Source organism: Acinetobacter sp. WCHA29 (assembly GCF_002165335.1).
In the GTDB taxonomy this organism is placed as follows: Bacteria; Pseudomonadota; Gammaproteobacteria; order Pseudomonadales; family Moraxellaceae; genus Acinetobacter.
On the sequence record NZ_NHRQ01000017.1, the window covers coordinates 18615 to 33830 of the forward strand.

13 protein-coding genes are annotated in these 15216 nt (G+C 43.0%); all 13 read left to right on the forward strand.

What is annotated here, in order from left to right; translation table 11 throughout:
- The first annotated feature begins 127 nt into the window (after positions 1 to 127).
- The 13 genes from ndhC (at position 128) to nuoN (ending at position 15178) form a co-directional block, all read left to right on the forward strand.
- Positions 128 to 679: an NADH-quinone oxidoreductase subunit A gene (gene ndhC, locus CDG59_RS11160; RefSeq protein WP_004663758.1), complete on the forward strand. Its 552-nt coding sequence runs from the start codon at positions 128 to 130 to the stop codon at positions 677 to 679.
- Positions 680 to 685: 6 nt separating this feature from the next.
- Positions 686 to 1363 carry a NuoB/complex I 20 kDa subunit family protein gene (locus CDG59_RS11165; RefSeq protein ID WP_004638049.1) on the forward strand — a complete coding sequence of 226 codons (678 nt, stop codon included), beginning with the start codon at positions 686 to 688 and terminating at the stop codon, positions 1361 to 1363.
- 85 nt (positions 1364 to 1448) lie between these two features.
- Positions 1449 to 3236, forward strand: a complete 1788-nt coding sequence (gene nuoC, locus CDG59_RS11170; RefSeq protein ID WP_004914299.1) for an NADH-quinone oxidoreductase subunit C/D — start codon at positions 1449 to 1451, stop codon at positions 3234 to 3236.
- Between the two features lie 12 nt (positions 3237 to 3248).
- A complete protein-coding gene (nuoE, locus tag CDG59_RS11175) occupies positions 3249 to 3758 on the forward strand; it encodes an NADH-quinone oxidoreductase subunit NuoE (protein WP_087545390.1) in 510 nt (169 codons plus the stop codon).
- Positions 3755 to 5083, forward strand: coding sequence for an NADH-quinone oxidoreductase subunit NuoF (gene nuoF / locus CDG59_RS11180; protein WP_087545392.1), 1329 nt, complete (start codon positions 3755 to 3757; stop codon positions 5081 to 5083). Before nuoE ends, nuoF begins: the two co-directional genes overlap by 4 nt.
- An 11-nt stretch (positions 5084 to 5094) precedes the next feature.
- Entirely contained in the window at positions 5095 to 7779 is a 2685-nt protein-coding gene (gene nuoG, locus CDG59_RS11185; protein ID WP_087545394.1) for an NADH-quinone oxidoreductase subunit NuoG, read from the forward strand.
- Positions 7780 to 7782: 3 nt separating this feature from the next.
- Positions 7783 to 8799, forward strand: coding sequence for an NADH-quinone oxidoreductase subunit NuoH (gene nuoH, locus CDG59_RS11190; protein ID WP_004663752.1), 1017 nt, complete (start codon positions 7783 to 7785; stop codon positions 8797 to 8799).
- A gap of 18 nt (positions 8800 to 8817) precedes the next feature.
- Positions 8818 to 9360, forward strand: a complete 543-nt coding sequence (nuoI, locus tag CDG59_RS11195) for an NADH-quinone oxidoreductase subunit NuoI (protein WP_004663751.1) — start codon at positions 8818 to 8820, stop codon at positions 9358 to 9360.
- Complete coding sequence (nuoJ, locus tag CDG59_RS11200) at positions 9360 to 9878, forward strand: NADH-quinone oxidoreductase subunit J (protein ID WP_171063546.1); 519 nt, start codon at positions 9360 to 9362, stop codon at positions 9876 to 9878. Before nuoI ends, nuoJ begins: the two co-directional genes overlap by 1 nt.
- Entirely contained in the window at positions 9878 to 10186 is a 309-nt protein-coding gene (gene nuoK, locus CDG59_RS11205; protein WP_004638057.1) for an NADH-quinone oxidoreductase subunit NuoK, read from the forward strand. Before nuoJ ends, nuoK begins: the two co-directional genes overlap by 1 nt.
- Entirely contained in the window at positions 10183 to 12078 is a 1896-nt protein-coding gene (nuoL, locus tag CDG59_RS11210) for an NADH-quinone oxidoreductase subunit L (RefSeq protein ID WP_087545395.1), read from the forward strand. The genes nuoK and nuoL overlap by 4 nt, the downstream gene beginning before the upstream one ends.
- A gap of 1 nt (position 12079) precedes the next feature.
- Entirely contained in the window at positions 12080 to 13678 is a 1599-nt protein-coding gene (gene nuoM, locus CDG59_RS11215) for an NADH-quinone oxidoreductase subunit M (protein ID WP_087536827.1), read from the forward strand.
- Between the two features lie 3 nt (positions 13679 to 13681).
- Positions 13682 to 15178, forward strand: a complete 1497-nt coding sequence (gene nuoN, locus CDG59_RS11220) for an NADH-quinone oxidoreductase subunit NuoN (RefSeq protein WP_087536828.1) — start codon at positions 13682 to 13684, stop codon at positions 15176 to 15178.
- The last annotated feature ends 38 nt before the right edge of the window (positions 15179 to 15216 follow it).

Sequence of the window (15216 nt, forward strand, 5' to 3'; positions counted from 1 at the left end):
GCGCTTCAACTAGCATGAGAAATTAGAAATCAGGTACAATTGGCGGGATTAATTTTGTGTTTGGTGTATTTGAAGGCCAATACATACATTCTTTGTTAAAAATAGGCCTGCCAGGAGTTATCCCCGCATGAGTGCCATTACTCCATACGATTGGGCGATTATCGCCTTCGTGATCGGCGTTACATTTCTTTGCGTTTTTATGCTTACAGTTCCCTTACTCCTCGGGGGTAAAGCATGGGGGCGTGCGAAGCAAGAGCAGTTTGAATCAGGTGTAGTTGGTGCGGGCGGTGCTCGTATCCGCTTGTCAGCCAAATTCTATTTAGTTGCAATTTTCTTCGTTGTCTTTGACTTGGAAGCTCTTTACCTCTACGCATGGTCGACATCAGTTCGTGAAGTAGGTTGGTTTGGATTTACCACGGTCGTTATTTTTGTTGTGGATCTTTTGATTGCTTTGGTTTATGCAATTTCTGTAGGTGCGCTGAATTGGGCACCTGTAGATCGTCGTAAATCTGCTGGTGTGACAACAAAAATTGGTTCACCGAATATGAATATTGCTGACATTACTCGATTCAATAATATTGAAGAGCTTGTTGTCGATCCTACTGGTCATATTCCAGCACAGTCTTCTGGTCGTGTTAAGTCTAAAACACCGACTACATCATCATTTGAACAGGAGTAAGTCGGGATGAAATATACTTTAACCCGTGCGAATCCAGATGCCGATCAATATCCATTGCAAGATCGTCAGATCGTAACTGATCCATTAGAGGAAGAAGTTAATAAAAGTGTGATGATGACACGTCTTGAAGATGTGTTGCATACAGCTGTGAACTGGGGGCGTAAGAACTCCTTGTGGCCATTCAACTTTGGTACATCATGCTGCTACGTTGAATATGCAACTACATTAACTGGCGTTCATGATTTATCACGTTTTGGTGCAGAGGTTATTCGAGCTTCACCTCGTCAAGCGGATTTGATGATCGTTGCAGGAACTTGCTTTGTCAAAATGGCACCTGTAATTCAACGTTTGTATGAACAAATGCTTGAGCCTAAATGGGTCATCTCTATGGGTGCTTGTGCGAACTCTGGTGGTATGTACGACATCTATTCTGTAGTACAAGGTGTCGATAAAATTATTCCTGTTGATGTGTACATCCCAGGTTGTCCACCTCGTCCAGAAGCATTGATCCAAGCATTGATGTTACTTCAAGACCAAATTCAACTAGAGCGCCGTCCACTTTCAGCGGTGATTGGTGATGATCTTCAGCCTGTGTATAAGCCAAAGATGATGCCAGAACGCGATCGTAAAAATGCGGAACGTATTGCGGTGAAAAACTTACGCTCTATGGATGAAATTAAATAATTTGAACGATGAATTGTGACATGTCTGAAGAGACATGATCATCGGGAAAATTGCCAGAATTTGTATTAAATAGGAAGCCAAGCCAATGGCTGAAACTGACATTGCTATGCCAGAGTCAACGCAAGTTGATTCACGCCCAGCATTTGCAATCGTAGAAGAGCTCAAAACCAAATTTGGTGAGAACTTCTATGTGCAGGCGACTTTTGAAGAGTTTCCAACAGTCTGGGTTGAGCGCGCACGCGTGCAAGAAGTCCTTATGTTCCTTCGTAAAGTGGAACGTCCTTATGTAATGCTGTTTGACTTATCTGCGGTTGATGAGCGTTTACGTGTTCACCGTGATGGTTTACCAGCATCAGACTTTACTGTGTTTTATCACTTGTTATCGCTTGAGCGTAATAGTGATATTCGTATTAAAGTTGCCTTAAATGAAAATGATTTAAGCATCCCAACCGCAACCAATATTTGGCCAAATGCCAACTGGTACGAGCGTGAAGCTTACGATATGTTTGGCATCGATTTCGCAGGGCATCCTATGCTCCGTCGTATCTTGTTGCCAACCTATTGGGAAGGTCATCCATTACGTAAAGAATATTCTGCACGTGCGACAGAATATACGCCGTATATGCAGAATCAAGCGAAACAGGATTTTGAACAAGAACACCTACGCTTTGTGCCTGAAGACTGGGGTCTAAAACGCGGCAATGCTGATGAAGACTTCATGTTTTTGAACTTAGGTCCTAACCATCCATCTGCACACGGTGCGTTCCGTGTGGTATTGCAGTTGGACGGTGAAGAAGTGAAAGATTGCGTACCTGATATTGGTTATCACCACCGTGGTGTGGAAAAGATGGCTGAACGTCAGACATGGCATTCATTTATTCCTTATACCGATCGTGTTGACTACTTGGGCGGTTGTGCGCAAAACATGCCTTATGTGATGGCAGTTGAGCAGCTTGCTGGTATTAAAGTACCTGAGCGTGCGCAAGTGATTCGTGTGATGTTAAACGAATTATTCCGAATCAATAACCACTTATTATTCTGTGGTACAGCGATTCAGGATGCGGGTGGTATGACCCCTGTATTCTATATGTTCGCAGACCGTCAAAAAGTCTATGATATCGTTGAAGCGATCACGGGTTACCGTATGCATCCAGCATGGTTCCGTATCGGTGGTACGGCGCATGACCTTCCAAACAACTGGCAAAAACTTGTTAAAGAGTTGCTAGAGTGGATGCCAAAACGTTTGAACGAGTACTACACTGCGGCACTTAAAAACTCAGTATTTATTGGTCGTACCCGCAATGTTGCGCAATACGACGCTAAATCTGCGTTGGCTTGGGGTGTAACGGGTACGGGTTTACGTGCAACGGGTATTGACTTTGACGTTCGTAAATATCGTCCATACAGTGGTTATGAAAACTTCGACTTTGATGTTCCAGTGGAATATGAAGGCGATGCATATGCGCGTGTTTTAGTGCATTTTCGTGAAATCACTGAATCACTAAAAATCATTCAACAGTGCTTGGATAATATGCCTTCTGGTCCATATAAAGCGGATCATCCATTGGCAGTTCCACCACCGAAAGATAAGACATTACAAGATATTGAAACCTTGATTACGCACTTCTTGAGCGTGTCATGGGGTCCTGTCATGCCTGCAGGTGAGTCATCATTTATGACTGAAGTGGTGAAAGGTGCGAGTACTTATTACTTGACTTCAGATAAGTCGACGATGAGTTACCGTACTCGTATTCGTACACCGACCTTCACACATTTGCAGCAAATGCCTTCTGTGATTAATGGCAGTTTGGTTTCTGACTTGATCATTTATTTGGCGACCATTGACGTGGTTATGGCTGACGTGGATCGCTAGGGGTAAACGATTATGATGATTTTGACTGATAAAAAACCTCGTGTGAATGTTGAAGGGATTTTGACTGCTGAAGAAATCCATGAGATTGAACACCATATTGATCACTATCCATATCCACGTGCGGCATCATTGGATGCATTAAAATGCGTACAACGTCGTAATGGCTGGGTAGATGACGCTCAAATGAATGCGATTGCGCAATTGTTGACAATCAGTGTGGCAGATTTAGAGGGTGTAGCAACGTTCTATAACCGTATTTATCGCCAACCTGTAGGTCGTCATGTGATTTTGTTATGTGACTCAATTGCATGCTTCTTGATGGGTGCAGAAACTTTAGCAGAAGCATTTCAGCGAGAGTTAGGCATTCAGTATGGACAAACCACAGCAGATGGTCGTTTCACCTTGCTCCCAATTTGCTGTTTAGGCAACTGTGATAAAGGTCCAACGTTAATGATTGATGAAGATACTCACGGTTTAGTGGATGTGTCATCAGTTAAACAGTTATTGGAGAAGTATGTATGAATACTGAACCAAAACCAATTTATGGCGACGGTAATCCAGAAACTCATCCACTCACTTGGCGTTTGAGTAAGCAAGATGCAGTACGCAATGCTGATGAATACGAAGCTTTAGAAGGTTATGCAGGCTTCAAAAAAGCGCTCAGCATGCCACCAAAAGATGTACTTGACGTGATTAAAGCTGCGACAGTTAAAGGTCGTGGCGGTGCAGGCTTCCCAGCAGGGATCAAATGGTCACTGATGGCGCCAAACGACAATTCAGGTCCACGTTACCTGATCTGTAATGCTGATGAAATGGAACCAGGTACCTTTAAAGACCGTTTGTTGATGGAAAAACTTCCACATCAATTAATCGAAGGTATGTTGATCGCAGGTTATACCCTTGAAGCAACGCATGGTTATATCTTCATTCGTGGTGAATACATCGAAGCAGCTCAATACTTAAATGAAGCATTAGAGCAAGTTCGTGCCAAAGGTTACTTGGGTGAAAACATCCTCGGTACTGGTTGGAACTTTGAGATGTATGTTCACACGGGTGCAGGGCGTTATATCTGTGGTGAAGAAACTGCATTAATTAACTCGCTTGAAGGTCGTCGTGCCAATCCGCGTACTAAACCACCATTCCCACAAGTTGCTGGTGCATGGGGTCGTCCAACGATTGTCAACAACGTTGAAACCTACAATAACTTGCCAGCAATCATGTTGCGTGGGCCAGAGTGGTATATCAACCTTTCTGCACATAAATCCAAAGATCCAGGTACTAAGATTTATGGTGCATCAGGTAAGGTGAAATTCCCAGGACTTTGGGAACTTCCGTTTGGTACAACTGCGCGCGAAGTGATTGAAGATCATGCGGGCGGTATGCGTGACGGTCTAACACTGAAAGCATGGTTACCGGGTGGCGCATCAACAGATTTCTTGGCGGCTGAACATATTGACCTGCCAATGGACGCTGAAAGCATCATGAAAGCAGGTTCACGTTTAGGAACATGTTTGTTGATGGTGGTTGATGAAACCCAATGTATGGTCTCTGCAACGCGTAACTTAGAAGAGTTCTTTGCACGTGAATCATGTGGTTTCTGTACACCGTGCCGTGATGGTTTACCTTGGGCAGTCAAAGCGCTGAAAGCACTCGAAACAGGTACAGGTAAGAAAGAAGATATCGATCATTTACAAGAACTGACGCGTAAATTATGGATCGGTAAAACTTTCTGTGCTCATGCACCAGGTGCGATGGAGCCGCTTATGGGCGCATTAAAATATTTCCGCCATGAGTTTGAAGCAAAGGTTAAAACCCATGCTGCTGCTCTTGATGTAGAACAAGCTTAAGGAATTCGACTATGGCTACAATTCATGTCGATGGAAAATCGTATGAAGTCAATGGCTCTGAAAACTTGCTACAAGCATGTCTCAGCCTTGGTATCGACATCCCGTATTTTTGTTGGCACCCATCCTTAGGTTCTGTTGGTTCTTGTCGTCAATGTGCTGTTACGCAATATAATAATGCGGAAGATACACGTGGGCGCTTAGTCATGTCTTGTATGACACCAGCTGCCGACAATACCTTTATTTCTATTGAAGACAAAGAAGCAACAGATTTTCGTGCATCAATCGTCGAATTCTTAATGACCAACCACCCACATGACTGTCCAGTCTGTGAAGAAGGTGGTCACTGTCATTTACAAGATATGACGGTGATGACGCAACACGATCGTCGTCGCTATCGCTTCACGAAGCGTACCCATCATAACCAAGAGTTGGGTTCATTTATTGCACATGAAATGAACCGCTGTATCGCGTGCTATCGTTGTGTGCGTTACTACAAAGACTATGCGGGTGGTACAGACTTTGGTGTCTATGCCAATGCATCACGTGTTTACTTCGGTCGTCCAGAGTCAGGAACTTTAGAGTCTGAATTTTCTGGTAACTTGACTGAAGTTTGTCCGACTGGTGTATTCACGGATAAGACGCATTCAGCACGTTATAACCGTAAGTGGGACATGCAATATGCTCCGAGCGTATGTCATGGCTGTTCTTCAGGCTGTAACATCTCACCGGGTGAGCGTTATGGCGAAATCCGTCGTGTTGAAAACCGTTTCAATGGTTCAGTAAACCAATACTTCCTGTGTGATAAAGGTCGTTTCGGTACAGGTTATGTGAATCGTGAAGATCGTCCACGCCAACCTCAATTCCGTAACGGTGAAACTGTTGCAACTGTGAGTGTTGATCAGGCACTTGATCAAGTCATTGCACAGCTTAAAGGTAAGAAAGTTCTAGGTATCGGTTCTCCTCGTGCAAGCTTGGAATCAAACTACGCACTTCGCCAACTTGTTGGTCAAGCCAATTATTCAACAGGTATGTCTCAAAAAGAGCAAAATCTGGTTGAATTAGCTGCATCAATCATGCAAACACAGGGTATTTACAACCCGAATATGCGTGAAATTGAAAGTTACGATGCGGTGTTGATCTTGGGTGAAGACTTAACGCAAACAGCACCACGTATGGCTTTATCAGTTCGCCAAGCTGCGAAAAATAAAGCCAAAGAAATGGCTGCGAAAACACGTACACCCGATTGGTTGGCAGAGCCTGTACAACGTATTGGTCAAGATGCTAAATCTCCAATCTATATTCTTGCTGCAACGCAAACACGTTTAGCAGATGTGGCAACGGGTGAAGTAGTTGCATCGCCAAATGACATCGCACGTTTAGGTTTCGCGGTTGCGGCTGCTGTTAAAGGCGAAGCGCTTTCTGGTTTGGCTGATGATGCAAAAGCATTTGCGCAAACCATTGCAGATACCTTGAAAGCAGCGAAAAAGCCTTTGATTATCTCTGGTACAAGCTTGCAAGACTCAGCGATTATGGAAGCTGCTGCACAAGTTGCACAGAATCTTGGTGAAAATGCTGGTTTATCTTTGACGGTTCCTGAAGTGAACTCAATGGGTCTAGCATTATTCGGTGGTTTAAGTTTAGAACAAGCTTTTGCACAAGACTATGATGCCGTAGTTGTGGTTGAAAATGACTTGTTCCGTCGTTTACCTGCTGCTCAAATCAAAGCTGCATTTGACAAGGCTGAGACTGTGATTGTATTGGATCACAGCGAAACTGAGACCGTGAAGCTTGCAGACATCGTTCTTTCAGCAGCAAGTTTTGCTGAAGGTGATGGCACTGTAGTGAGTCAAGAAGGCCGTGCACAACGTTTCTATCAAGTGTATGACCCAAGCTACTACAAGCCTGAATATGCGATCAAAGAATCATGGCGTTGGTTACATGCCGTTGAGACAGGTCTTAAAGGTAAAGCAGTCGATTGGACATTGCTTGATGATGTAATTGATGACATCGTGAAGAATGTTCCAGTACTTGAAGCGATTCAAGATGTTGCACCAGATGCAGGTTATCGTGTTCATGGTTTGAAAATTGCACGTGAGCCACGTCGTTACTCAGGTCGTACTGCAATGCGTGCGCCGTTATCGATTCACGAGCCAAAACAACCAACCGATCCAGATTCAGCATTAACATTCTCTATGGAAGGTTATGTGGGTAATCAGACAGCATCGTCTTTAGTACCTTTCGCATGGGCTGCGGGTTGGAACTCGCCACAAGCGTGGAACAAGTATCAAGATGAAGTTGGTGGTCATTTAAAAGGTGGTGATTCGGGTGTACGTTTATTCGATCACTTAGCAAAACGTCCTGCACGTAGCTATGTTGCACCGACTGCCGTGGTTGTGAATCCTGAAAGCTTCCGTCTTGTGCCAATGCACCATATTTTTGGTTCTGGTGAATTCACGATTAAAACACCAGCAATGGAATCACGTATTCCTGAAGCGATGTTTGCCGTGGGTGAACAAGATGCAACGCGCTTAAATGTTCAAGATGGTCAACGTATTACAGTGAAAGCAGGCGAAACGAGCATCAGCTTACCTGTACAAGTCATCGAATATTTACCAACAGGCTATATTGGTTATCCAATTGGTCTAGCACCAACCGTTTCATTGGCAGAGCCTGTGTCTGTGGCAGTAGGAGTGTAATTCATGAATCAAGAAATTATACGTCAAACGCCACTTTGGGCTGAGAACTGGCCAATCGCTTATTCAGTGATTCAAGCAGTTGTGATCCTGTTGGTGGTGGTTTTGGTTGCTGCGTTAATGTCATTTATTGAGCGTCGTCTCTTGGCGTTATGGCAAGACCGTTATGGTCCAAACCGTGTTGGTCCGGGTGGTATGTTCCAGATCGTTGCCGACATGCTCAAGATCATGTTCAAAGAAGACTGGACACCAAAGTTTGCCGACAAGCTGACTTTTCGTTTAGCACCAGCAGTTGCGATGGCAACTGCGGTACTTTCGTTTATGGTCATCCCAGTAAGTCCTACACTGGGCGTTGCGGATATGAGTATCGGTCTATTGTTCTTTATGGCAATGGCGGGTATTGCAGTTTATGCAGTGCTATTTGGTGGTTGGGCGTCTAACAACAAATACTCGTTACTCGGTGGTCTTCGTTCTGCTGCTCAAACTATTTCTTATGAAGTGTTCTTGGGTATTTCATTGATGGGTGTGGTTGCGATTGCAGGCTCATTCAATCTACGTGAAATCGTTGAAGCTCAACGTGATGTTTGGTTTGTTATTCCACAATTCATTGGTTTCATTATCTTTGTTATTGCTGGTGTTGCAGTGACGCATCGTCATCCATTTGACCAACCAGAAGCTGAGCAAGAATTGGCGGAAGGTTATCACGTTGAATATGGTGGGATGAAGTGGGGGATGTTCTTCGTTGCGGAATACGTAAACGTGGTTTTAATCTCTGCACTGATCGTAACGTTATTCTTCGGCGGATGGCTTGCACCATTTAACTTAGAAATTCCATTTGTTCCACCAGTTTTTTGGTTCGTGATTAAAACAGCATTCTTTGTAATGATGTTTGTATTGGCGCGTGGTTCTTTGATGCGTCCACGTTATGACCAAGTGATGAATTTTGGTTGGAAAGTTTGTTTGCCATTGGCGTTGGTCAACTTGTTAGTGACTGGTGCTGTGATTCTGATGAATCAGGCCTAGGACAGCAAGGAGTACAAAATGTATAAAATTCTAGCTGGATTTGGATCGATTGTCCGTTCGTTGTGGATGGTGTTTAGCCATGTAACACGTAAACGTGACACGATTTTATATCCAGAAGTACCAGCTGAACAAATTGTGCCTCCACGCTTTCGTGGTCGTATCATCTTGACGCGTGATCCAGATGGGGAAGAGCGTTGTGTGGCATGTAACCTGTGTGCGGTTGCATGTCCTGTTGGCTGTATTTCATTACAAAAAGCGGAAAAAGAAGATGGACGTTGGTATCCAGAATTTTTCCGTATCAACTTTTCACGCTGCATTTTCTGCGGTATGTGTGAAGAAGCTTGTCCTACAACTGCAATTCAGATGACTCCAGATTTTGAACTTGCTGAATATGTACGCCAAGACTTGGTTTATGAAAAAGAAAACTTATTGATTTCTGGCCCAGGCAAATATCCTGACTATAACTTCTACCGTGTCACTGGTATGGCAGTAAATGGTAAGGAAAAAGGTCAGGCACAAAAAGAAAGTGCACCAGTTGATGTACGGAGCTTATTACCATGATGTGGCCATTTTATTTGATGGCACTTGTGGCCATCGTATCGACAATACGTGTTGTGACAAATACGAATCCCGTACATGCTCTTTTAAGTTTAATCGTTTCTTTACTTGCTGTTGCTGGTATTTTCATGATCGTGGGTGCGCCTTTTGCTGGTGCACTTGAGATTATTGTTTATGCGGGTGCAATCATGGTGTTGTTCGTCTTCGTGGTCATGATGTTGAACCTTGGACAAGATACGGTTGAACAAGAACGTAAATGGTTAACTTCTGATGCATGGGCATATCCTGCATTAATGAGTTTCTTATTGGGCTTGGTTTTGGTTTGGATGTTGGGTGGAGAATACACCACAATTTCTGCACCATTAGGTACAGAAATTGTAGGTCCTAAAGCAGTCGGTCAAGCATTATTTACTCACTATCTATTATTGGTAGAAGTTGCCGCGATGTTATTGCTTGCAGCCTTAGTTGCTGCATATCACCTTGGCAAACGTGAACCAAGTGCAGAAGAGGATAAAGAATAATGGGACACATCCCTTTAGAACATGGTTTGATTGTTGCAACCATCCTTTTTGCACTCGGTTTTTACGGTGTAATGGTGCGACGCAACCTATTATTTATGCTAATGAGCCTTGAAGTGATGATGAATGCTGCTGCATTGGCATTTGTTTTGGCAGGTAGTGTTTGGGCTCAACCAGATGGACAAGTGATGTTCATTTTGATCTTAACGCTTGCTGCTGCCGAGGCGTGTATTGGTCTTGCGATCGTCCTTCAGTTTTATCATCGCTTCCATCACTTGGATGTGGATGCTGCTAGTGAGATGCGCGGATGAGTACATTATATTTAACCGTTTTATTCCCGCTCATTGGTTTTATCCTGTTAGCGGCAGGGCGTAACAAACTGTCTGAAAATGTCGCTGCCATTATTGGTGTCGGTTCAGTTGGTTTATCTGCCTTATTTGCTTTAATCGCTGGCCTTGCATTTACCAGCAGTGGCCAAACTGTTTTTGTTCAACACTTATGGACGTGGTTCAGTGTTGGCGGTTTTGAGCCAGGCATCAGCTTGCACCTCGATGGTTTGTCATTATTGATGACTGGTATGATCACAGGTGTGGGTTTCCTGATTCACATCTTTGCATCATGGTATATGCGTGGTGAAGAAGATTACTCACGTTTCTTCTCTTATTTCAACCTGTTCGTTGCCAGCATGTTGTTGTTGGTACTCGGCGATAACTTGGCGTTATTGTTCTTAGGTTGGGAAGGCGTAGGTCTGTGTTCATACCTCTTGATTGGTTTCTACTACTCAAACCCTGCAAATGGTTGGGCAGCAATCAAGGCATTCACCGTAACACGTGTGGGTGATGTTTTCTTACTCATCGCATTGTTCTTGCTCTATCAACAGTTTGGTACGTTGAATACACAGTACATTGTTGAACATGCAGCGACTGTGATGACGCAAAGCTCATCATTGTCGATTTGGACAGCATTGATGTTGTTCTTAGGTGCGGCAGGTAAATCAGCGCAAATTCCATTACAAACTTGGTTAGCTGATGCGATGGCTGGTCCTACACCAGTATCTGCATTGATCCACGCTGCAACGATGGTGACAGCGGGTGTGTACTTATGCTGCCGTATGTTCTCTGTGATGGAAATGGCACCAGAAGTAATGCAGTTCATCTCGATTACAGGTGCTGTGACTTTGCTTGTTGCTGGTTTTGCGGCATTGGTTCAAACCGATATCAAACGTATCTTGGCTTACTCAACCATGAGTCAGCTCGGTTATATGTTTATGGCAGTGGGTGCTGAGGCGTATCAAGCTGGTTTATTCCATATGCTTGCTCACGCATTCTTCAAAGCGTTATTGTTCCTTTCTTCGGGTGCAGTGATTCTTGCATGTCATCACGAACAAAATATTTTCAAAATGGGTGGATTACGTAAAAAGATTCCATTCGTATTCTGGTGTTTTGTGATTGGTGGTGGTGCATTAGCCGCGCTTCCAATCGTGACTGTTGGCTTCTTCTCTAAAGATGCGATCTTGGGTGCTGTATACGCGCAGTCTACAATTGCAAATCTTCCACTTTACAATACTTTGTACTGGGTTGGTGTTGCGGGTGCATTCTTAACGTCTATCTATACTTTCCGTTTAATCTGGGTGGTATTCTTCGGCGAAGAGAAAACACATGCACATGCGATTCATGGCGTGACTTACTGGGGACCACTTGCGATTCTCGCTGTGTTATCAACAGGTATTGGTTATTTCCTTCAAGCGCCAGTTGCAAAATTATTGACGACAGCAAGTATTCCAAGTTTTGTTGTTCCTGAAGCTTTAGAAGAAGCGGTTGCACATGCAGAACATTTAGCAAGTGGTGTTGCCCTTGTTGGTTTGGTTGTTGGTATTTTCTTATTTGCCTTTGCGTATGGTGCGGTTAAATCATTTGCTCAAACGTCTTTGGGTTCTGGTTTAGCGCATATTTGCCGTACCGCATTTGGTTTTGATGCTTTGTATGACATCGTTTTTGTAAAACCATATTTATTGATTGCGAAAATCTTAGGTCGTGATCCAATTGATGGTTTATGGTTAGTGCTACCTGCACTTGTGAAAGGTGGTAATAGCTTTACAAGTTCGCGTCAAACAGGTTCATTGCGTGAATACGCATCAAGCATGTCACTCGGTGTAGTGGTGTTATTGATGATCTTGATCGTGATTCAGGTTGTGGGGAAATAAAATGGAAAACAATTTAATTTTACCCGCACTGATTTTAGTTCCTTTCATTGCTGGTTTTATTTGTTGGTTGGTTGATAAATTTGACCAACATTTGCCACGCTGGATTGCCTTGATTGGTATGCTCATTACCTTTGGTTTGGGTATTGCACTATGGCAAACTGGTACATATAGCTACGAGTTGGGCGGTAAAGTCCCAACTTGGGCTGCTGAATTCCATCTCCCGTGGATTCAGTCTTTGGGTATTAGCATTCACTTGGCTGTGGATGGTTTATCTCTACTCATGGTTTTACTTACAGCATTACTTGGTGTACTTGCTGTTGGTTGTTCATGGGGTGAAATTCAAAAGAATGTTGGTTTTTTCCACTTAAACCTCCTTTGGAGTTTAGGTGGGGTTATCGGTGTATTCCTTGCAATTGACTTATTCTTGTTCTTCTTCTTCTGGGAGATGATGCTTGTACCAATCTATTTCTTGATTGCGTTATGGGGTCATAAAGGCTCGAATGGTCGTTCACGTGTTTATGCTGCAACTAAATTCTTCTTATATACACAAATTGCTGGTTTGATCATGTTAATCGGTATCTTAGGCTTAGTGGTCTATGGATATATGATGACAGGTATGATTGGTTTTGATTACAGCTACTTATTGGCTGTTGCAAACCACTTACCACCAGAAGTTGCATATGCATTTATGTTGTGTTTCTTTGTTGGTTTTGCAGTTAAATTACCTGTATTCCCATTACACGGTTGGTTACCTGATGCGCATGCACAAGCACCAACAGCGGGTTCTGTGGACTTGGCTGGTATTTTGATTAAGACAGCAGCGTACGGTCTACTTCGTTTCGTAATTCCATTCTTCCCAGCAGCGTCAGCTCAGTTTGCTGATATTGCAATCATTTTGGGTCTGATTGGTATTTTCTACGGTGCATTCTTAGCGTACCAACAAACAGACATGAAACGTCTGCTTGCGTATACGTCTATTTCACACATGGGTTTCATTTTACTTGCAATCTATGCAGGTAATATTCTGACTTTCCAAGGTCTTATGATCATGATGTTGGCACATGGTTTGTCATCTGCTGCATTGTTCATTATGTCGGGTCAAGTGTATGAGCGTTTACACACACGTGATCTACGCTTAATGGGTGGCCTTCGTGGTCAACTGCAATATTTACCATTCTTCTTGATGTTCTTTGTTGCAGCACTTGTCGGTGTACCTGGTCTAGGTAACTTTATTGGTGAATTCTTAATTCTTATGGGTTCATTCAAAGCTTATCCTGCATTCACAATCATTGCTGCAGTAAGTTTAGTATTTGCAGGTCTTTACGGTCTGATTCTGATTCACAAAGCACTTTTTGGCGAACCAAATGCTGAACAAAAGCAACACTATCCGAGTCCACTGAAAGATTTATCAGTACGTGAAGTGAGCATTTTGATGATCTGTGTGATTGGTTTACTTTGGTTAGGACTTTACCCACAGACATTCTTGGATATGTCACATTCAAGCATGCAGTGGTTAGTCAATAGTTATATGCCAGTACAAGAAGTTGTTGAAACTGTTCAACAGACTGCAACTCAACTTGAACAAGTGGAGATGCGATAAACCATGAACTTCACTCTTTCTTTTTCTGAGCTTATGCCGCTTGTCCCAGTGATGATTGTGGCATTGACCTCTGTTGTTGTGATGTTATTGATTGCGATTAAACGTAATCATAATCTGATTGCAACAACGACGGTGGTCGGTTTAAACCTTTCTGCAATTTTTATTGCATACACCATGTTTAGTGGACACTTTGTTCCTGCGAACGTGATGGGCATGTTTATGGTTGATCCATTTACCATGCTCTACCAATTCCTGATTTTGATTGCTGCTTTGGCTTGTAGCACGCTTTCACATGCCTACATTGAAACGTATAAAGATAATCGTGAAGAACTTTATATCTTGTTACTTTGTTCAGTAGCAGGTGCGATGTTGATGGTTGCTAGCTCTCATTATGCTTCGTTCTTTATCAGCTTAGAATTAATGTCAATTCCTGTGTACGGTATGTTGGCTTACACGCATCAACGTAGCCAATCTTTAGAAGCGGGAATTAAGTATCTTGTACTTTCAGCAACTGCATCTGCGATGTTGTTGATGGGTATGGCATATATCTATGCGTATACAGGTTCATTGTCATTCTATGATTCTGTTCAAGCTTTGATGACTGCGATCAAGCAACCAATGGTGCTATTAGGTTTAGGTCTCATTATCTTTGCTGTTGCATTTAAGCTTTCACTTGCACCATTCCATAAATGGACGCCTGATGTATATGCAGGTGCACCAGCACCTATGGCGACATTCTTAGCTACAGCTGCCAAAGTTGCAACGATTGGTTTATTTGTACGTTACTTATTAAGTTCTGGTGCAATTTTAGTTGAATCAATAGTGACTGTTTTGACAGTCATTGCTGTGTTATCAATTTTGGTCGGTAACTTACTTGCAGTACGTCAAGTGAACTTAAAACGCATCCTTGGTTATTCATCAATTGCACACTTTGGTTACTTGTTGATTGCTTTGATTAGTATGACTTATGCAAGTTTAGGCAGTGTAACGGTTTATGTGATTACTTATGTACTCACCACAATCGGTGCATTTGGTGCAGTTGCGTTAATGTCTAGTCCATATAACAACGTTGATGAAGCACAAAGTCTTGCAGACTACCGTGGTTTGTTCTGGCGTCGTCCGATCTTAACTGCAACATTAACGGTGATGATGTTGTCATTAGCAGGGATTCCATTAACTGCAGGTTTTATTGGTAAATTCCTTGTGATAATGGCTGCTGTAACAACTCAACATTGGTTCTTGGCTGCAATGGTTGTTGTCGGAAGTGGTATTGGCTTGTATTACTACTTACGTGTCATGGTGGTGATGTATATGACTCCACCAGAAACACCTCGTATTGATGCTGATGCACATTGGGGAACTAAAGTTGGTGGTATCATGGTACTTGGTGCAGCATTGCTTGTACTATTACTTGGTATATACCCAGATCCAATGATCAATTTAGCATTGAAATCAGAGATTCTTTCTCCATTACATTTCATGTTATCTCAGCAACAGTAATCATCCGATAATCTGATTTGTACAAAAAAGCCTCCAAA

Excerpts from the sequence above, each read along its gene's own strand:
- ndhC (WP_004663758.1), top strand. The coding sequence starts at position 128 with ATGAGTGCCATTACTCCATACGATTGGGCGATTATCGCCTTCGTGATC.
- CDG59_RS11165 (WP_004638049.1), top strand. The coding sequence starts at position 686 with ATGAAATATACTTTAACCCGTGCGAATCCAGATGCCGATCAATATCCA.
- nuoC (WP_004914299.1), top strand. The coding sequence starts at position 1,449 with ATGGCTGAAACTGACATTGCTATGCCAGAGTCAACGCAAGTTGATTCA.
- nuoE (WP_087545390.1), top strand. The coding sequence starts at position 3,249 with ATGATGATTTTGACTGATAAAAAACCTCGTGTGAATGTTGAAGGGATT.
- nuoF (WP_087545392.1), top strand. The coding sequence starts at position 3,755 with ATGAATACTGAACCAAAACCAATTTATGGCGACGGTAATCCAGAAACT.
- nuoG (WP_087545394.1), top strand. The coding sequence starts at position 5,095 with ATGGCTACAATTCATGTCGATGGAAAATCGTATGAAGTCAATGGCTCT.
- nuoH (WP_004663752.1), top strand. The coding sequence starts at position 7,783 with ATGAATCAAGAAATTATACGTCAAACGCCACTTTGGGCTGAGAACTGG.
- nuoI (WP_004663751.1), top strand. The coding sequence starts at position 8,818 with ATGTATAAAATTCTAGCTGGATTTGGATCGATTGTCCGTTCGTTGTGG.
- nuoJ (WP_171063546.1), top strand. The coding sequence starts at position 9,360 with ATGTGGCCATTTTATTTGATGGCACTTGTGGCCATCGTATCGACAATA.
- nuoK (WP_004638057.1), top strand. The coding sequence starts at position 9,878 with ATGGGACACATCCCTTTAGAACATGGTTTGATTGTTGCAACCATCCTT.
- nuoL (WP_087545395.1), top strand. The coding sequence starts at position 10,183 with ATGAGTACATTATATTTAACCGTTTTATTCCCGCTCATTGGTTTTATC.
- nuoM (WP_087536827.1), top strand. The coding sequence starts at position 12,080 with ATGGAAAACAATTTAATTTTACCCGCACTGATTTTAGTTCCTTTCATT.
- nuoN (WP_087536828.1), top strand. The coding sequence starts at position 13,682 with ATGAACTTCACTCTTTCTTTTTCTGAGCTTATGCCGCTTGTCCCAGTG.